Here is an 18,626-nt window from a genome sequence, read left to right on the forward strand (position 1 = left end):
TACCCCATGAACCACAAGATCGAAGTCTCTTCCGCCACCATGACCCCGCGCGAGATCGTGCAGGAGCTGGACCGGCACATCGTCGGCCAGCATGACGCCAAGCGTGCGGTCGCCATCGCCCTGCGCAATCGCTGGCGCCGCATGCAGCTGCCGGCCGACCTGCGCAACGAGGTGATGCCGAAGAACATCCTGATGATCGGCCCGACCGGTGTCGGCAAGACCGAAATCGCGCGTCGCCTGGCCACGCTGGCCAACGCGCCGTTCGTGAAGGTGGAAGCCACCCGCTTCACCGAGGTCGGCTACGTCGGCAAGGACGTGGAGCAGATCATCCGTGACCTGGCCGACACCGCGGTCAAGCTGTACCGCGAACAGGCCAAGGTGCGCGTGCGCACCCAGGCCGAGGAGCGCGCCGAGGACCGTATCCTGGATGCGCTGCTGCCGCGTCGCAGCGTCGGCATCGGCTTCGATGCCGAGGCCGCGCGCAACGAGCCGTCGGCCGCCGACAACGAAACCCGCATCAAGTTCCGCCGCATGCTGCGTGCCGGCGAGCTGGATGAGCGCGAGATCGAGCTGGAAGTGGCGGCCAACGTCAGCATGGACATCATGACCCCGCCGGGCATGGAGGAAATGGGCCAGCAGCTGAAGTCGATGTTCGCCAACCTGGGCGGCAGCAAGTCGAACAAGCGCACGCTGACGATCAAGGCCGCACGTCCGCTGCTGGTCGAGGAAGAGGCCGGCAAGCTGGTCAACGAGGACGACATCCGCACCGCCGCCATCGAGGCCTGCGAGCAGCACGGCATCGTGTTCATCGACGAGATCGACAAGGTCGCCAAGCGCGGTGACAACGTCGGTGGCGGCGATGTCTCGCGCGAGGGCGTGCAGCGTGACCTGCTGCCGCTGGTGGAAGGTTCCAACGTTTCCACCAAGTACGGCACGGTGAAGACCGACCACATCCTGTTCATCGCCTCCGGTGCGTTCCACCTGGCCAAGCCCAGTGACCTGATCCCGGAACTGCAGGGCCGTTTCCCGATCCGCGTGGAGCTGGGTGCGCTGAGCAAGCAGGATTTCGTGCGTATCCTCACCGAGCCGAAGGCCGCGCTGACCAAGCAGTACGAAGCGCTGCTGGCGACCGAGGGCGTCACGGTCAACTTCACCCCGGACGCGGTGGATCGCCTGGCCGAGATCGCCTTCCAGGTCAACGAGCGCCAGGAGAACATCGGTGCACGCCGCCTGCACACGGTGCTGGAGCGGCTGCTCGATTCGCTCAGCTACGAGGCGCCGGACCGTGACGGCGAGGCCATCGCGATCGACAGTGACTACGTGAACAAGCACCTGGGCGAACTGGTGCAGGATCCGGACCTGAGCCGTTACATCCTGTAAGCGAATCGCTCCGGTGTTCGAGGAAACGGCAGCACGTCAGTGCTGCCGTTTTTCGTTGGGGATTCGTGGCTGGGCTTGGCGCTGGGGTTGCATCCCCGCCCATGCAGCGGGGATGGACTCACCGCGCTGCACCCGCGCGTTTCAGTCGTGCTCGTCCGGGTCGGCCGGCGGCAAGGGCAGGGGATCGGCCCCCGGGGTGATGACGCCGGGTTTGACGTAGTAGGACAGCAGCGCATCCATCACCTCGCGGCTGTCGCGCTGCAGCTCGAACTGGCGGGGTTCGAGCATGGCGCTGTACAGCACGCCGGTCATGCCCGCATGCAGGATGCGCGAGACCACGGCCGTGTCGACACCCTCGCGCAACTGGCCCAGCTCGCGGGCGCGTTCGAAGGCGCGGCGGAAGATCGCCATCTCCTCCTCGATGCTGTCGTGCTGCAATTGCTGCATTGCCTGGCTTTCGGCGCTGAGGTCGTTGCGCAGCATGATCTCCATCATGTCGCGCAGGTGTGGCTCGGTGGCCAGTTCGCTCAGCGAGACCAGCATCGCCGAGCGCAGGTCCAGGATCGGCGTGTTGCGGTGGGGCGAGTAGGTGCGGCGCAGGCGCTTGATGAAGGGGACGCGCTCGCGGTTGATCATCGCTTCGAGCACTTCGGTCTTGTTCTTGAAGTGCCAGTACACCGCGCCGCGCGAATAGCCGGCACGCTCACCGATCGCCGCCAGCGAGGTGTTGGCGACGCCGTTCTCATGGAAGCAGGCCAGGGCGGCATCAAGGATGCCTTCGCGGGTGGCCTGGGCTTCTTCTTTGGTCTTTCTGGCCATGGCACTGCGCCGTTGCTGGATGAAACCGGGCTGAATTGTAGCCGTTTACAAACATGCGTGCATGTATGTATATTTCGCCGGCTTGCTTCGCAGGATGGCACTGCTGTGCATTTGTGGTGGCGGTTCTCACGGGCCTCCACGTAAGTTATGCACACCGTGCGTGCCGGGCCCTTCGGGGCCGGCGCAGGTCCGCGAGCGCCACCTTTCCCATTGAGTCTTCCACATGTCTCGAATCCGCAGCTATCGCGTCGTCGCGCTTTCTCTTGCCCTTTCCGTTGCACTGGCCGCTTGCAAGGGCGGGGAAGCGCCGCCGCAGGGCGGCCCGGGCCAGGTCACGGTCGTCACCCTCAAGACCGAGCCGGTCACCCTGACCCGCGAACTGGTCGGCCGCGCCAATGGCTACCAGGTGGCCGAGGTGCGCCCGCAGGTCAGCGGCATCGTGGCCAAGCGCCTGTTCACCGAAGGCAGCTTCGTCAAGGAAGGCCAGGCGCTCTACCAGCTGGACGATGCGGCCTACCGCGCCCAGGCCAACAGCGCCCGCGCGCAGCTGGCCCGCGCCGAAGCCACCGCCAGCGCCGCACGGCTGGCGGCGCGCCGCAGCAGCGAGCTGGTCCGGAGCAAGGTGATCAGCGTGCAGGACGATGAGAACGCACAGGCCGCCTGGAAGCAGGCCGAGGCTGACGTGGGCGCCGCGCGCGCCTCGCTGGACGCGGCCAACGTGACGCTGGGCTATGCCCGCATCACCGCGCCGATCAGCGGCCAGATCGGCAAGTCCAGCGTCACCCAGGGCGCGCTGGTCAGCGCGGGCCAGGCCGCGGCGCTGGCGACCATCAACCAGCTCGACCCGATCTACATCGATGTCACCCAGTCCTCGGCCGAGCTGCTGCAGCTGCGCCGCGAACTGGCCGAAGGCCGCCTGGAAGGCGCCTCCGAGCTGCCGGTGGACATCGTGCTGGAAGACGGCACCCCGTTCGCCCACAAGGGCACGCTGGAGTTCTCCGAGGTCAACGTCGACCCGTCCACCGGCAGCTACGGCCTGCGCGTGCGGGTGGAAAACCCCGACCACGTGCTGATGCCGGGCATGTTCGTGCGCGCGGTGCTGGGCAGCGGCGTGCGGCCGAACGGCCTGCTGGTGCCGATGCAGGGCATCGCCCGCGATGCCAAGGGCGACACCAGCGCGATGGTGGTCGATGGCGAAGGCAAGGTCGCCGTGCGTCCGGTCACCGTCAGCCGCACCATCGGTGACAAGTGGCTGGTCGAGAGCGGGCTGAAGGCCGGTGACAAGGTCATCGTCGAAGGCCTGCAGAAGATCGGCCCGGGCATGCCGGTGCAGGCCACCGAGAAGGGTGCCCAAGCCGCCAAGCCCGCCGCCGCGCCCGACGCGACGGCGCCGGCGGCCAAGCAGTAAGCGGAGAACTCCATGGCACGCTTCTTTATCGACCGACCCATCTTCGCGTGGGTCATCGCCATCATCATCATGCTGGCTGGCGCCCTCGCCATGCTCAAGCTGCCGATCTCGATGTATCCGGAAGTGGCACCGCCTGCGGTGTCCATCTCGGCCAGCTACCCGGGCGCGTCGGCCAAGGTGGTCGAGGACTCGGTGACGCAGATCATCGAGCAGAACATGAAGGGCCTGGACGGGCTGATGTACTTCTCGTCCAACAGCTCCTCCAATGGCCAGGCCAGCATCACCCTGACCTTCGAGAGCGGCACCAACTCGGACATCGCGCAGGTGCAGGTGCAGAACAAGCTGCAGCTGGCCATGCCGTTGCTGCCGCAGGAAGTGCAGCGCCAGGGCATCAACGTCGCCAAGTCCAGCTCCGGCTTCCTCAACGTCATCGGCTTCGTGTCCGAGGACGGCAGCATGGACGAGAACGACATCTCCGACTACGTCGGCTCCAACGTCGTCGACCCGCTCAGCCGCGTGCCGGGCGTGGGTTCGATCCAGGTGTTCGGCGGCAAGTACGCCATGCGCATCTGGCTGGACCCGACCAAGCTGCAGACCTACAAGGTCTCCGTCGACGAGGTCACCGCCGCGGTGAAGGCGCAGAACGCGCAGGTCGCGGTGGGCCAGCTCGGCGGTGCGCCGGCGGTGAAGGGCCAGCAGCTCAACGCCACCATCAACGCGCAGGACCGGCTGCAGACGCCGGAGCAGTTCCGCAACATCGTGGTGCGTACCGAAGCCGACGGCTCGGCGCTGAAGCTCGGTGACGTGGCCCGCGTCGAGCTGGGCGCGGAAACCTACGACTTCGTCACCCGCTTCAATGGCAAGCCGGCCTCCGGCCTGGCCGTGACCCTGGCCACCGGCGCCAACGCACTGGAGACCTCCGAGGGCGTGAGCCGCACGCTGGATGAGCTCAAGGCCAACTTCCCGGCCGGCATGAAGGCGGTGATCCCCTACGACACCACGCCGTTCGTGCGCGTGTCGATCAAGGGCGTGGTCAAGACGCTGCTGGAAGCCATCGTGCTGGTGTTCGTGGTGATGTACCTGTTCCTGCAGAACTTCCGCGCCACGCTGATCCCGACGATCGCCGTGCCGGTGGTGCTGCTGGGTACGTTCGGCATCCTCGCGGTGCTGGGCTTCTCGATCAACATGCTGACCATGTTCGCGATGGTGCTGGCCATCGGCCTGCTGGTGGACGATGCCATCGTGGTGGTGGAGAACGTCGAGCGCATCATGTCCGAGGAGGGCCTGTCGCCGCTGGAAGCCACCCGCAAGTCGATGAGCCAGATCACCGGCGCGCTGGTCGGCATCGGCCTGGTGCTGTCGGCGGTGTTCGTGCCGATGGCCTTCATGAGCGGCTCCACCGGCGTGATCTACCGCCAGTTCTCGGCCACCATCGTCTCGGCGATGGCGCTGTCGGTGCTGGTGGCGATCGTGCTGACCCCGGCGCTGTGCGCGACCATGCTCAAGCCGCTGAAGAAGGGCGAGCACCATGTTGCCCACACCGGCCTGCTGGGCCGCTTCTTCAATGGCTTCAACAACGGCTTCGACCGCACCAGCGGCACCTACCAGCGCGGGGTGAAGGGCATCCTGCTTCGCCCGGGCCGGTTCATGGCGGTGTTCCTGGCGCTGGCGGTGGTGATGGGCCTGCTGTTCGCACGCCTGCCCAGCTCGTTCCTGCCCAATGAAGACCAGGGCATCCTGATGGCGCTGGTGCAGGCACCGGTCGGCGCCACCCAGGAGCGCACGCTGGAGTCGATCTACAAGCTGGAAGACCACTTCCTCAACAACGAGAAGGACGCGGTCGAATCGGTGTTCTCGGTGCAGGGCTTCAGCTTCTCGGGCATGGGCCAGAACTCGGGCATGGCCTTCGTCAAGCTCAAGGACTGGGGCGAGCGCTCGGCCGACCAGGGCGTGGGCCCGATCACCGGCCGCGCGATGATGGCGCTGGGCCAGGTCAAGGACGCCTTCATCTTCGCCTTCCCGCCGCCGGCCATGCCGGAGCTGGGCATCGCCTCGGGTTACACCTTCTTCCTGAAGGACAACTCCGGGCAGGGCCATGAAGCGTTGGTCAACGCCCGCAACCAGCTGCTCGGCCTGGCCGGGAAGAGCCCGAAGCTGGCCAACGTGCGCCCGAACGGCCTGGATGACACCCCGCAGCTGCGCCTGGACATCGACGTGGCCAAGGCCGGTGCGCATGGCCTGTCGCTGGACACCATCAACAGCACGCTGGCAACGGCCTGGGGCTCGAGCTACATCGATGACTTCATCGACCGTGGCCGCGTCAAGCGCGTGTACGTGCAGGCCGATGACGGCTTCCGCATGAACCCGGAGGACTTCAGCCTGTGGACGGTGAAGAACAACGCCGGCGAGATGGTGCCGTTCTCGGCCTTCGCCAGCCAGCGTTGGGACTACGGTTCGCCGCGCCTGGAGCGTTACAACGGCGTCTCGGCGCTGGAAATCCAGGGTGAAGCCGCACCGGGCGTGGCCTCCGGCGACGCGATGCTGGAAGTGGAGCGCCTGGCCAAGGAACTGCCGCCGGGCTTCAGCATCGAATGGACCGCGGTGTCCTACCAGGAGCGCGAGGCCGGTTCGCAGACGCCGCTGCTGTACACGCTGTCGCTGCTGATCGTGTTCCTGTGCCTTGCCGCGCTGTACGAGAGCTGGAGCGTGCCGACCGCGGTGCTGCTGGTGGCGCCGCTGGGTATCCTCGGCGCGGTGCTGGCCAACACCCTACGTGGCATGGAGCGTGACGTGTACTTCCAGGTGGCGATGCTGACCACGGTCGGCCTGACCTCGAAGAACGCGATCCTGATCGTGGAGTTCGCCAAGGAGCACCTGGAGAAGGGCGCCGGCGTGATCGAAGCGACGATGCATGCGGTCCGTGACCGCCTGCGCCCGATCATCATGACTTCGCTGGCGTTCGGCCTGGGTGTGTTGCCGCTGGCCATCGCTTCCGGCGCCGGTTCCGGTGCACAGCGCGCCATTGGTACCGGCGTGCTCGGCGGCATGGTGGTGGGCACCTTGCTGGGCCTGTTTTTCATCCCGTTGTTCTTCGTGGTGGTGCAGCGCCTGTTCAACCGCAAGCTGCGCGACAAGCCTGAAGACGCGGCGCACTGAGCGACCACGTGGTGAAACGGAAAACGCCGGGCAATGCCCGGCGTTTTTTTCATAGGAGCGGCGTTGGCCGCGAAGCTGGCAACGGATGAAGGCAAACGTCGCAGACAGGAACACCGGGCAGTGCCCGGTGTTCCTGTTTCAATGCTCGAACTCGGCGGTTTCCAGCAACTGGGCCTTTTCAACCGCGCCCAGCCGCTGCGCGAAGACCGCCAACCGGTTGCACAACTCGGCCTGGTGCTCGGGGTAGGCCGCGACCAGCTCGCGCTGGACCTGCTGGTAGGCATCCCAGAACGGGGCCGAACTACGGTAACGCTGGTAATGCTGGCGTAGCCGTTCCCCAGCCTGTTGCAGAGAACGGCGACTGCTGGCTTGGATGGGCGCGATGAACATCGCTTCACCTCGTCAATGGCAGTGCCCCTGTCCGCGCAGCTTACGCTGCCAACTCTTACGATTGGGTTTCACTGTCTCACATTGGCGTGATACCAGTCATGCCGCAGTCAGCTGGCTTACTCGCCGATGTCTTCGTACCAGATCTCCGGATGATCGGTGATGTAGCGGCCCATCATCTCGATGCAGCCGGCGTCGTTCAGGTCGATGACCTTGACCCCGTTCTCGCGCAGCCAGTCGATGCCGCCGCCGAAGCTGACCGATTCGCCGACCACCACGGTGCCGATGTTGAACTGGCGGACCAGCCCGCTGCAGTACCAGCACGGGGCCAGGGTGGTGACCATGAGGGTGTCGCGGTAGCCACGCTGGCGGCCGGCCTTGCGGAAGGCATCGGTTTCGCCGTGGATGGACGGATCGCCTTCCTGGATGCGGCGGTTGTGGCCGCAGCCGAGCAGGCGGCCGTCGTTGTGGTAAAGCGCCGCGCCGATCGGGATGCCACCCTCGGCCAGGCCCTGGCGGGCTTCGGCGATGGCGGTTTCGAGCAGGGCGCGGTAGTCGGGGGTGGTGATCATGCGGGGTCCTCAAGGCGCGCGGGCGCCGGTGCGGCCATGATAGCGGCGTGATTCAGGCGCCTGCCGCCGCAAGCGCGCCGGCGGTGCGATAATCGTGCTCATGAGCGAATCCCCCTACAAGACCGGCACCACCCACTTCGGCTTCCGCGACGTACCGGCCAAGGACAAGCAGAAGCTTGTCGGCCAGGTGTTCACCTCCGTGGCCGACAACTACGACCTGATGAATGACCTGATGAGCCTGGGCATCCATCGCTTGTGGAAGCGCTACTTCGTGGCCACCGCGCAGGTGAAGCCGGGTGACCGCGTGCTCGACCTGGCCGGTGGCACCGGGGACATCGCCGTGCTGCTGAAGGAGCGACTGGGGCCGGAGGGCAGCGTGGTGCTGGGCGACATCAACGCCGGCATGCTGTCGGTGGGGCGTGACCGCCTGACCAACCGCGGCCACGTGTCCGGCTTCGAGTGGGTGCAGCTCAACGCCGAGGCACTGCCGTTCCCGGACCAGAGTTTCGACCTGGTGACCATCTCCTTCGGCCTGCGTAACGTCACCGACAAGGACGCCGCGCTGCGCGAGATGTACCGCGTGCTCAAGGTCGGTGGCCAGGCGCGTGTGCTGGAGTTCTCCGAGGTGACCGTGGACTGGTTCAAGCCGATCTACGATTTCCATTCGTTCAAGGTGCTGCCGAAGCTGGGCAAGTTGTTCGCGCGTGGCGATGCTGACAGCTACCAGTACCTGGCCGAGAGCATCCGCAAGCACCCGCCGCAGGAGGAGCTGAAGGGGATGATGACCGAGGCCGGGTTCGGCCGCTGCCATTACAAGAACCTCAGTGCCGGCATCGTGTCGATTCATTCCGGCTACAAGCTCTGAGGCGGGTTCAGGATGCAGGGAAAAGGCGGCCAAGGGCCGCCTTTTTCATGGCCGCAAGGCGGCAGGAGCGGCCTTGGCCGCGAAGCAGGCGCACCCCCTGTGCGCGAAAAGCCAACCCCTCCCCAACCCTCCCCTTGGCTTCGCCAAAGGGAGGGGCGCCCCCGGCATGGACATGGCAGCAGCGGCCAAGGTCGTTCCTACGGTGCGCTGCCGCATCCGGCAAACCCGTTCGGGTTTAAAATCGACGGCTGTTCCCTGAACCGGTTCTCTTCAGATGCGTTCTTCCCTGCTGATGCTGCCCCTGGCCGTGGCGCTTGTCGCCGGCTGTGCCAAGGAACCTGCCGCCCCCACCGCCGACCCCGTCGCCCAGAAGCCCGCCGCCGCCGTGAATACCGTCAGCCGCAGCCACGATGAAAGCTCCTACGCCGAGCCGGACAAGGTCGTCATCAAGGACCTGGCGCTGGACCTGAAGGTCGATTTCGACGCCAAGCAGATCGGTGGCACCGCCACCTACACGCTGGAGTGGAAGGACAAGGCCGCCAAGCAGCTGGTGCTGGACACCCGCGAGCTGACCGTGGAGAAGGTCGAGGCGATCGGCGCCGACGGTGCCGCCTCGCCGCTGCAGTTCGCCCTGGCTCCGGCCGACAAGGTGTTCGGCAGCAAGCTGAGCATCGAGACCCCGGACCAGCCGGCCAGCGTGCGCATCACCTACCACACCGCACCGACCGCCTCGGGCCTGCAGTGGCTGGAGCCGTCGATGACCGAGGGCAAGAAGCTGCCCTTCATGTTCAGCCAGTCGCAGGCCATCCACGCCCGTTCGTGGGTACCGCTGCAGGACACCCCGAGCGTGCGCTTCACCTACAGCGCGCATGTGACCAGCCGCCCGGACGTGATGGTGCTGATGAGCGCCGACAACGACCCGAAGGCCGCGCGTGATGGCGATTACGCCTTCAAGATGCCGCAGCCGATCCCGTCCTACCTGCTGGCCATCGCCGCCGGTGACCTGGTGTTCCAGCCGATCTCCGAGCGTTCGGGCGTGTGGGCCGAGCCGACCATGGTTGGCAAGGCGACCAAGGAGTTCGAGGACACCGAGAAGATGATCGGTGCCGCCGAGAACCTGTACGGCGAATACCGCTGGGGCCGCTACGACATGCTGGTGCTGCCGCCGTCGTTCCCGTTCGGCGGCATGGAGAACCCGCGCCTGACTTTCGCCACCCCGACCGTGATCGTCGGCGACAAGTCGCTGGTTTCGCTGGTGGCCCACGAACTGGCGCACAGCTGGTCGGGCAACCTGGTGACCAACGCGAGCTGGAAGGACATCTGGCTCAACGAAGGCTTCACCACCTACGTGCAGGCACGCATCACCGAGGCGCTGTACGGCCAGGAAATGGCCGAGATGGAGCGCGAGATCGACCAGACCGACCTGCTCAACGAAGTGAAGGACATGAGCCCGGCCGACCAGGCACTGGCGCTGCCGCCGCTCAACGAGCGTGACCCGGACGAAGCGCTGAGCAACGTTGCCTACGTCAAGGGCGCCTGGTTCCTGCAGTTCCTGGAACAGCGCTTCGGCCGCGAGGTGTTCGATCCGTTCCTGCGTGGCTGGTTCAACGACCATGCCTTCCAGAGCGCGAACACCGACCAGTTCGTCGAGTACATGAAGAAGAACCTGCTGCCGAAGAACCCCTCGGCGGTCACCGATGCCGAACTGAAGGCATGGCTGGAGGAGCCGGGCATCCCGGCCTTCGCCACCCGCGCCCGTTCGCGCAACTTCGCCGTGGTCGACACCGCCCGCATCGCCTACCTGGGCAGCGACACCGTGCCGAGCAACCAGGTCACCGGTGCGTGGGGCACCCAGGAATGGGTGCGCTTCATCGACGGGCTGGGCGAGAAGCAGCCGGTGGAGAAGCTGGCACAGCTGGACAAGGCCTACCATTTCACCGGCACCGCCAATGGCGAGATCGCCATGCGCTGGTACCCGCTGGCCATCCGCAGCGGCTACAACGAAGCGCTGCCGGCGGCCGGTGAGTTCATCGAGAAGGTGGGCCGTCGCAAGCTGGTGCTGCCGATCTACGCCGAGCTGCTGAAGACCCCGGAAGGCCTGGCCTTCGCCAAGGACGTGTTCGCCAAGGCCCAGCCGGGCTACCACCCGATCACCACCGCCTCGGTGGAAGACATGATCGCCAAGGCGGAAGCTGCGTCGACGCAGCAAGCTGCGCCCAAGCCGTAATCGGCCTCGGCAGGTTCCAAGGCAAACGGCGAGCTTCGGCTCGCCGTTTGTTCTTGCGCCGCTGTTGGCTTGCGGGCTGCGCATGCCCGCCTCCAACATCGATCACGGCGTTGGGTTGGGAGTCTTCAGCGTGGCTACCGGCAAGCCTTTCAACACCGATTTGTCGATCTTCGCGGCCACGCCCACACTGCGGCCGGCAAGATTGACCACGCTGTACTGCACTGCCACGCCGAGCACCTGGGTGGCCTGCGACATATCCAGTCCATGGGACTGGCGCAACCACTGCAGCATCCCCGACGTCGCCAGCCGCAGCGCATCGTCGCTGGAGCCTGCTTGCCCCAGGGTCATGATCTGCGTCGGTGATTCAACGCGTGGCGTGGCGATGGACTGCTTCTTGATCAGTTCCACTTTCAGTACCACGTCCAGTGATGTCTCCAGCGCCCATTGGCTGGTCTCGCCATCGCCCTGCAGGGCATGGCCATCGCCGACATACAGCAACGCGCCGGGTTGCTGGACCTGAAGGTAGACGGTGTTGCCTTCGACCACGGCATTGAAATCCATGTTGCCGCCGAAATCGCCGGCGTCGCCGGTGGAGAACGCGGGGTAACCGAAGCCCGGGGCGACGGCGAGGCCGCCGAGCATCGGTTTGACCGGGATCTGGAAGTGTTCCAATGCGCCACTGGCGCCCTGTGGGCGAGCCGTGCCACGTACGCGGTCCAGTTCCCAGCGCACCGGCTTTCCCAACGTCGCCGTTTCGGTGGCGATGCGCGGGGTCTTCAGGCGGCCGACGATGCCGTCGAGGCTGTCGGCGTAATCGCGGTTGAGTTTCAGCGAACGGATGGTGATTGCCAGCGTGTCGCCAGGCTCGGCACCGGCGACGAAGAACGGCCCGACCTGTGGGTTGCCGAACAAGGCGCGGGTGACGCCGTGCTCGTCGACACCGCCGGAATCCAGGGTCCTGGTCTGCACGGAATCACCGGGCCAGATCACCAGCGCCGGGGCGCGCTCTGCGCTGAAGGTATTGGCGTAGTCGCTCGGCGTGAAGTCGTGCAGACGCGGGATATCCCCTGGTCGTGACGGCACCCGCCATGCGCTGAAATCATGCGCTGCACGGGCATTGCGATTGTTGGTGTCCGGCTCGTCGCTGCGGCCCCGCATGCGGTTGCCATCGATCTGGCCATCGTAGTGGTAAACCTGGCCGTCGCTGCCGGTGGCGGTGAACTTCAGCTGCGCGCCGTTCAACGTGCCTTTGATCGGGTCGCCGCCCAGCGTTCCGCTGACACGCGAGCCCTGGACGTCCAGATTCAACGTCTGCCTGGCGCTGTTGCCCCATAGATCGGTGGCCAGGATCCATTGATCGCTGGCGAGGGCGGCGAGCGGAAGTGCGGACAACAACAGCGAAGACCATTTCAGGCAGGTGCGCACGATGCGTGTCCGCGTAGGGCCCGGCGGGCGTGTTCGCGGAGTGTACGAATGGCGATGCTGCCGTCGCAGTGTCAAACGTAACGACACGTGTAGTCAGGTCGGCCGCCGTGAAGCCGGGCCAGGACTGTGGCCGCTGGTGACCGATACCGGCCCGGGCCGCACTCAGGGCTTGAGCGCACGCAGCGCCAGGAACATGTCCACGCAGTCTTCCATCAGGCGCTGCTGCGCGGCCGGGTCCAGGGGCGGCTGGCCCAGCGTGATCTGCGGCCAGAACGCGAAGGCCTTGACCATGCCCTGCAACTGGTGGGCCGCCTCGGCGGGCGCGATGTCCGCGCGCAGCCGGCCATCGGCCTGTGCGGCGCGCATCCAGGTGGTCATGCCTTCCTCCTTCTCGGCGAGCTTGTCCATCACCACGCGTGCGCGTTCCGGCGCGTGCACCAGTTCGGCGATGGCCACGCGCGAGAGGTCGATGAACCCCGGGTCGGCCAGCAGGCGCAGCTTCTGCGCCAGGAATGCCAGCAACTGGTCGCGCAGCGGGCGGGCCGGGTCGTACGCCACCCCTTCAAGCGCGCGGCTGGCCTCCCACAGCTGCAACAGGATCGCGACGAACAACTCGTCCTTGCTGCTGAAGTGGTTGTAGACCGTGCGCTTGGAGACATCGGCGGTCGCGGCGATGCGATCCATGCTGGTGCCGGCGAACCCGAACGCGCGGAACTCGGCCACGGCCGCCTGCAGGATGGCGGCGCGCTTGCGGTCGGTGAGCCGGGGAGGGCGGTTGCTGGTGGTCATGCCGTCGATTTTACACCGTTCAGTTTACTTTCTGGAAATTGGAAGTAGACTCGCCGGTGTACTTTCCATGGCAAGCCCCGATGAAGCGTCGCCTGCCCCGTTTCCTCCTCCTGATCACGGTACTGACTGCCATGTCCATTGGCCTGTTGACCTGCGGCGCGCACCCGGCCGCTTCCTATGACCAGTCGCCGCAATACGGCGATGGCCGCTTCCACAACGCGGCGGCGAAGAAGACCTCGCTGGGCGCGGCCCGCACGCTCGGCGTGCTGTGGCGGTTCCTGTTCGACAAGCCGGCCGATGCCACGCCGCAGGCCCCGATCCCGGTGCAGGCCCTGACCCGCCAGGCGCTGCTGGACGCGCCCGATGACAGCCTGTGGCGGCTTGGGCACTCGACCATGCTGCTCAAGCTGGACGGCCACTTCTGGCTGACCGACCCGGTGTTCTCCGAACGGGCCTCGCCGCTGTCGTTCATGGGCCCCAAGCGCTTCCACGCGCCGCCGCTGTCGATCGAGGCGCTGCCGCCGATCACCGGCGTGATCATCTCCCACGACCACTACGACCACCTCGACCATGCCGCGGTGTTGGCGCTGGCACCGAAGGTGCGCCATTTCGTGACGCCGCTGGGCGTGGGCGACCGGCTGATCGGCTGGGGCGTGCCGGCCTCGCAGGTGACGCAGCTGGACTGGTGGCAGGAGACGCGGGTGGAGGGGCTGAAGATCGTCGCCACCCCGGCGCAGCACTTCTCCGGGCGCGGGCTCTCCGATGGCAACCGCACGCTGTGGGCATCGTGGGTGATCGACAGCGGCCGGCTGCGCCTGTTCTTCAGCGGCGACAGTGGCTACTTCGATGGCTTCGCCCGCATTGGTGAACGGTATGGGCCGTTCGACCTGGCCATGGTCGAGACCGGTGCCTACGACGCGGACTGGCCCGACGTGCACATGCAGCCCGAGCAGAGCCTGCAGGCGCACCTGGATGTGCGTGGCAAGGTGCTGATGCCCATCCACAACGGCACCTTCGACCTCGCGTTGCATCCGTGGACCGAGCCGTTCGAGCGCATCACCGCGCTGGCGCAGCAGCAGGGCGTGGCCCTGACCGCACCGCGGATGGGCGAGCGCCTGGACCTGGGGGCACCGGCCCCGTCCACGCACTGGTGGCGCGGGGAAGCCGCGCTGCCCCTGCCGGCCGAGTGAGCCCACGCATGTGCAGCGGGCAGGGCGCAGGGCGAGCAATCACTGGCGTGGATGTTTAAAGTGGGCGGCGTCGCGCGGCCAGGTGCCGCGCCCTGTTTCCCTGGAGCTGCCTGATGAAACCCTTGATCCTTGGCGTGCTGTGCGTCGTTGCACTGGCCGGCTGTCGCGACCCGGAAGCCGAGCGCCAGCAACAGGAAGCCGCCGCCGCGCAGGAGCGCGCCAAGCGCGAGGCCGACGCCGATGGCATTGCAAAGCTGTACGACGCGGCGGTGACCGGCACCGACTGGGAGAAGGCGAAGATCCACGGTGCCGCGCTGCTGGACCAGTTCCCCGATTCGGAGGCGGCCAAACGCATCGAGCCGGGCTTGGCCGAGGTAAGGGAGAAGGCCGACGCAGCACGCGAACTGCGCCGCATGCAGGGCCTTTGGAACTACAACCAGGTGGCGGTGAAGGGGGGCACCCAGCGTTCGGCGGCGATCTACAGCAAGGACCGCGTCGACGTGGATGGCACGGGTACCAAGCCGGTGCAGCTGGTGTTCCGCGACCACCCGGAATGGAAGCGGCACGCCTATCTGGTGCTGCAGGCCAGCGACTTCGCGCGCGCCTGCTACCGCAGCTGCCAGGTCACGGTGAGCGTGGACGGTGCCGCGCCGCGCAGCATGGCCGCGAACCGCCCGGATACCGATGAAGCCATCGCCATGTTCATCAATGACAACCGTGGCCTGTGGCGCCAGTTGCGCAAGGCCAAGGTGGTCGAGATCGACTTCCCGGTGAAGGCCGGCGGCACCCGCAAGGCGGTCTTCGAGGTCGGCGGCCTGGACGGCAGCCAGATGCCGAACTGGGATTGAGCGTGGGGCAGGGCATGGCAGCGCGGGCGCTGGCCCGGTCGCGACACTGGGTGTTCGACATGGACGGCACCCTCACCGAGCCGGTGCATGACTTTGCGCTGATCCGGCGCGCGCTGGATATCCCGGCCGAGGCCGACATCCTGCAGCACCTGGCGGCGTTGCCACCGCCGCGTGCCGCCGAAGGCCATGCCTGGCTGATGGAGCACGAGCATGCATTGGCGGTTGCCGCCACGCCCGCGCCGGGCGCGGTGGACCTGGTGCGGACCCTGCATGCCGAGGGCTGTCGGCTGGGCATCCTGACCCGCAATGCGCGCGCGTTGGCACAGGTGACGCTGGCGGCGATCGGCTTGGCCGATTGTTTCGCGCCGGAAGATATCCTGGGGCGTGACGAGGTCACGCCCAAGCCGTCCCCGGCCGGCCTGCAGCATTTCGCGCAGCGCTGGGCGGTGGCACCGGCGGTGATGCGGATGGTCGGTGACCACTACTATGACCTGGCCACGGCACAGGCCGCCGGCGTGCCGGGCATCCTGGTCAACCAGCCCGGCGATCCGTGGCCGGGCATGGCGGACTGGCAGGTCCGCGATTGCGCCGAGCTGCTGCGGCAGCGGCGTGCGCTGGCGGTGCCGGTGGCGTGATGCCGCTGAGCTAGCGATGACATGAAAACGCCGCCCGGAGGCGGCGTTTTCATGTCCAACGTACCGCAGGCGCTTACAGCTTGGCGCGCTGCTCCTGCAGGCCGGCCAGCTGGCTGTTCCAGTCGGCCAGGCGCACGCGCTCCTGCTCGACCACCGCCGCCGGCACCTTGTCGGTGAACCTGGACAGTTTGGTCTCGCTCTTTTCCTTCTCCGAGGAAACGCGGGCGATTTCCTTGTCCAGGCGCGCGCGTTCGGCATCCAGGTCGACCAGGCCTTCCAGCGGCACCAGCAGCTTGAGCTCACCGACGATGGCGGCCGCGGCCGGCGGGGTCTGCGCGTCGGCAGCGAGCCATTGGATGCTTTCCAGCTTGAGCAGGAAGCGCAGCTGCGAGGTGAATCGCTCCACGCGCGCCGGGTCCGTCGCCTGGCCGCCCTGCAGCAGCAAGCGCACCTGCTTGGACGGCGGCACGTTGAGTTCGCTGCGCACGCGGCGCAGCGCGCTGACCATGCCCTTGAACCATTCCACGTCGGCCTCGGCCTGCGCGTAGTCGCCGGCGAACTCGGCGGCGGTCGGGTAGGTACGCAGCGACAGCGTGTCGGCGGTGATGCCCAGGCGCGGGGCGACCTGCTGCCACAGCTGCTCGGTGACGAACGGGGTCAGCGGGTGCAGCAGGCGCAGCACGGCCTCCAGCACGTACAGCAGGGTGTGGCGGGTGCTGGCCGCATCGTCGGCGTTGTCGCCGTTGAGGGCCGGCTTGGTGAGCTCCAGGAACCAGTCGCAGAACTCGTTCCAGACGAACTCGTACAGGCACTGCGCCAGCAGGTCGAAGCGGTAGTCGGCGAAGTTCTGCTGCGCTTCGGCCGAGACCTTGGCCAACCGCGACAGGATCCACTTCTCGGCATCGGTACGCGGCTGCGGCACGCCGCTGAAGCTGGACCCCTCGGTGTTCATCAGGGTGAAGCGGCTGGCGTTCCACAGCTTGTTGCAGAAGTTCTTGTAGCCCTCGGCGCGGCTCATGTCGAACTTGATGTCGCGGCCGTGGGTGGCCAGCGCGGCGATGGTGAAGCGCAGCGCGTCGGCGCCGTGGGCGATGATGCCGTCCGGGAATTCCTTGCGGGTGGCCTTCTCGATCTTCTCGGCCATCTTCGGCTGCATCAGGCCATGCGTACGCTTGGCGACCAGGTCGTCGATGGTGATGCCGTCGATGATGTCCAGCGGGTCGAGCACGTTGCCCTTGGACTTGGACATCTTCTGGCCCTGGCCATCGCGGATCAGGCCGGTGATGTAGACGTCCTTGAACGGGATCTGCCCGGTGAAGCTGTCGGTGGCCATGATCATGCGCGCCACCCAGAAGAAGATGATGTCGAAGCCGGTGATCAGCACGTTCGACGGCAGGTAGCGGTCGAAACCGCGCTCGGCCATGGCCGTTTCGTTCGGCCAGCCCAGCGTGGAGAACGGCCACAGCTGCGAGGAGAACCAGGTCTCCAGCACGTCGCTGTCCTGGGTCAGCACCACGTCATCGGCCAGGCCGGCCTTGGCGCGGGCTTCGGCCTCGTTGCGGCCCACGTAGCAGTTGCCCGCTTCGTCGAACCACGCCGGGATGCGGTGGCCCCACCACAACTGGCGGCTGATGCACCAATCCTGGATGTTCTCCATCCAGTGGCGGTAGGTGTTGATCCAGTTGCCCGGCACGAACGTGATCGAACCGTTCTCGACCAGTTCCAGGCCACGCTTGGCCAGGCCGTCCATCTTCACGAACCACTGGTCGGTCAGGTACGGCTCGATCACCTGGCCGGTGCGGTCGCCGCGCGGCACCTGCAGCTTGTGCGCCTTGGCCTCGACCAGGATGCCCAGGTCCTCCAGCTCGGCCAGGATCACCTTGCGTGCTTCGTAGCGGTCCAGCCCACGGTACTGCTCCGGCGCGTTCTCGTTGAGCGCGGCCACCGGGGTGAACAGGTTGATCATCGGCAGGCCGTGGCGCACGCCCACCTGGTAGTCGTTGAAGTCATGCGCCGGGGTGACCTTGACCACGCCGGTGCCGAACGCCTTGTCGACGTAGTCGTCGGCGATCACCGGGACGCGGCGGCCGGTCAGCGGCAGGGTGACGGTCTTGCCGACCAGGTGTGCGTAGCGGCTGTCCTCCGGGTGCACCATCACCGCGGTGTCGCCCAGCAGGGTTTCCGGGCGGGTGGTGGCCACGACCAGGTAGTTGCGGGTTTCGCGCAGGGTCTCGTTGCCGTCGGCATCGACCTCGACGTGCTCGTAGCTGGCGCCGTCTTCCAGCGCATAGGCGATCGACCACAGGAAGCCGTCTTCCTCGGCGCTTTCCACTTCCAGGTCGGAGATGGCGGTCTTCAGCACCGGGTCCCAGTTGACCAGGCGCTGGCCACGGTAGATCAGGCCCTGCTCGTGCCAGCGGATGAACGACTCGATCACCGCCTCGCTCGGGCCCGGGTCCATCGTGAAGGTGCTGCGCGACCAGTCGGCCGAGGTGCCGAGGCGGCGCATCTGGCCCTCGATCACGTTGCCCGAATGCGCCTTCCACTCCCACACCTTGTCGATGAAGCCGTCACGGCCCAGCGAGTCGCGGGTTTCGCCCTTGCCTTCCAGCGCCAGGTTGCGGCTGACCACCATTTCGGTGGCGATGCCGGCGTGGTCGGTACCCACCTGCCACAGCGTGTCGTAGCCACGCATGCGGTGGTAGCGGATCAGGGCGTCCATCAGCGTCTGCTGGAACGCATGGCCCATGTGCAGGGTGCCGGTCACGTTCGGCGGCGGCAGCAGGATGGTGTACGGCTCGCCCTTGCCGGACGGCTTGAAGTGGCCGGCCTTCTCCCACGCGTCATAGAGCGCGGTTTCGAAGGACTTGGGATCGTAGCTGGAGGCGAGTTGGGTCATGCGGGGGAACCGGATCGAAGCGTGAA

At 66.7% G+C, this 18,626-nt stretch carries 14 protein-coding genes; 8 read left to right on the forward strand and 6 right to left on the reverse strand.

All coding sequences use genetic code 11. From position 1 onward, the window contains the following. Positions 1 to 6: 6 nt before the first annotated feature. On the forward strand, positions 7 to 1,380 hold the full coding sequence (gene hslU / locus VA603_RS19385) for an ATP-dependent protease ATPase subunit HslU (protein WP_132865069.1): 1,374 nt from the start codon (positions 7 to 9) through the stop codon (positions 1,378 to 1,380). Positions 1,381 to 1,521: 141 nt separating this feature from the next. Here the strand turns inward: hslU and VA603_RS19390 are convergent, their stop codons facing one another. After that, positions 1,522 to 2,199 carry a TetR family transcriptional regulator gene (locus VA603_RS19390; RefSeq protein WP_132865068.1) on the reverse strand — a complete coding sequence of 226 codons (678 nt, stop codon included), beginning with the start codon at positions 2,197 to 2,199 and terminating at the stop codon, positions 1,522 to 1,524. A gap of 223 nt (positions 2,200 to 2,422) precedes the next feature. Here VA603_RS19390 and VA603_RS19395 point away from each other — a divergent pair, with 223 nt between their 5' ends. Together VA603_RS19395 and smeE are read left to right on the forward strand one after the other, a co-directional pair. After that, positions 2,423 to 3,607 carry an efflux RND transporter periplasmic adaptor subunit gene (locus VA603_RS19395; RefSeq protein ID WP_313252802.1) on the forward strand — a complete coding sequence of 395 codons (1,185 nt, stop codon included), beginning with the start codon at positions 2,423 to 2,425 and terminating at the stop codon, positions 3,605 to 3,607. 12 nt (positions 3,608 to 3,619) lie between these two features. Further along, a complete protein-coding gene (gene smeE, locus VA603_RS19400) occupies positions 3,620 to 6,763 on the forward strand; it encodes a multidrug efflux RND transporter permease subunit SmeE (RefSeq protein WP_323439806.1) in 3,144 nt (1,047 codons plus the stop codon). 138 nt (positions 6,764 to 6,901) lie between these two features. Here smeE and VA603_RS19405 read toward each other — a convergent pair whose 3' ends face one another. Together VA603_RS19405 and VA603_RS19410 are read right to left on the reverse strand one after the other, a co-directional pair. After that, positions 6,902 to 7,153 carry a hypothetical protein gene (locus VA603_RS19405; RefSeq protein WP_132865065.1) on the reverse strand — a complete coding sequence of 84 codons (252 nt, stop codon included), beginning with the start codon at positions 7,151 to 7,153 and terminating at the stop codon, positions 6,902 to 6,904. A gap of 116 nt (positions 7,154 to 7,269) precedes the next feature. Further along, on the reverse strand, positions 7,270 to 7,722 hold the full coding sequence (locus tag VA603_RS19410; RefSeq protein WP_323439807.1) for a nucleoside deaminase: 453 nt from the start codon (positions 7,720 to 7,722) through the stop codon (positions 7,270 to 7,272). 100 nt (positions 7,723 to 7,822) lie between these two features. Between VA603_RS19410 and ubiE the strand changes: the two genes are divergently transcribed. Further along, a complete protein-coding gene (gene ubiE / locus VA603_RS19415; protein WP_132865063.1) occupies positions 7,823 to 8,587 on the forward strand; it encodes a bifunctional demethylmenaquinone methyltransferase/2-methoxy-6-polyprenyl-1,4-benzoquinol methylase UbiE in 765 nt (254 codons plus the stop codon). A 274-nt stretch (positions 8,588 to 8,861) separates the two neighbouring features. Beyond that, a complete protein-coding gene (locus VA603_RS19420) occupies positions 8,862 to 10,814 on the forward strand; it encodes a M1 family metallopeptidase (RefSeq protein ID WP_323439808.1) in 1,953 nt (650 codons plus the stop codon). Between the two features lie 102 nt (positions 10,815 to 10,916). Here the strand turns inward: VA603_RS19420 and VA603_RS19425 are convergent, their stop codons facing one another. Next, complete coding sequence (locus VA603_RS19425; RefSeq protein ID WP_323439809.1) at positions 10,917 to 12,206, reverse strand: acetamidase/formamidase family protein; 1,290 nt, start codon at positions 12,204 to 12,206, stop codon at positions 10,917 to 10,919. A 195-nt stretch (positions 12,207 to 12,401) separates the two neighbouring features. Continuing rightward, positions 12,402 to 13,028, reverse strand: coding sequence for a TetR/AcrR family transcriptional regulator (locus VA603_RS19430; protein ID WP_323439810.1), 627 nt, complete (start codon positions 13,026 to 13,028; stop codon positions 12,402 to 12,404). A gap of 80 nt (positions 13,029 to 13,108) precedes the next feature. On the opposite strand from VA603_RS19430, the gene VA603_RS19435 reads away from it, so the two are divergent. From VA603_RS19435 to VA603_RS19445, 3 genes are all read left to right on the forward strand, one after another. Continuing rightward, positions 13,109 to 14,218, forward strand: a complete 1,110-nt coding sequence (locus VA603_RS19435) for an MBL fold metallo-hydrolase (RefSeq protein WP_323439811.1) — start codon at positions 13,109 to 13,111, stop codon at positions 14,216 to 14,218. Between the two features lie 113 nt (positions 14,219 to 14,331). Further along, the gene (locus VA603_RS19440; protein WP_323439812.1) at positions 14,332 to 15,066 is read left to right on the forward strand and encodes a hypothetical protein; all 735 of its coding nucleotides are present in this window, start codon (positions 14,332 to 14,334) and stop codon (positions 15,064 to 15,066) included. A 14-nt stretch (positions 15,067 to 15,080) separates the two neighbouring features. Continuing rightward, the gene (locus VA603_RS19445) at positions 15,081 to 15,701 is read left to right on the forward strand and encodes an HAD family hydrolase (RefSeq protein ID WP_323439822.1); all 621 of its coding nucleotides are present in this window, start codon (positions 15,081 to 15,083) and stop codon (positions 15,699 to 15,701) included. A gap of 73 nt (positions 15,702 to 15,774) precedes the next feature. Here VA603_RS19445 and VA603_RS19450 read toward each other — a convergent pair whose 3' ends face one another. Next, entirely contained in the window at positions 15,775 to 18,600 is a 2,826-nt protein-coding gene (locus VA603_RS19450; RefSeq protein ID WP_323439813.1) for a valine--tRNA ligase, read from the reverse strand. Positions 18,601 to 18,626: the final 26 nt, after the last annotated feature.

The sequence above is a fragment of the Stenotrophomonas capsici genome, assembly GCF_034961085.1.
Lineage (GTDB): Bacteria > Pseudomonadota > Gammaproteobacteria > Xanthomonadales > Xanthomonadaceae > Stenotrophomonas > Stenotrophomonas capsici.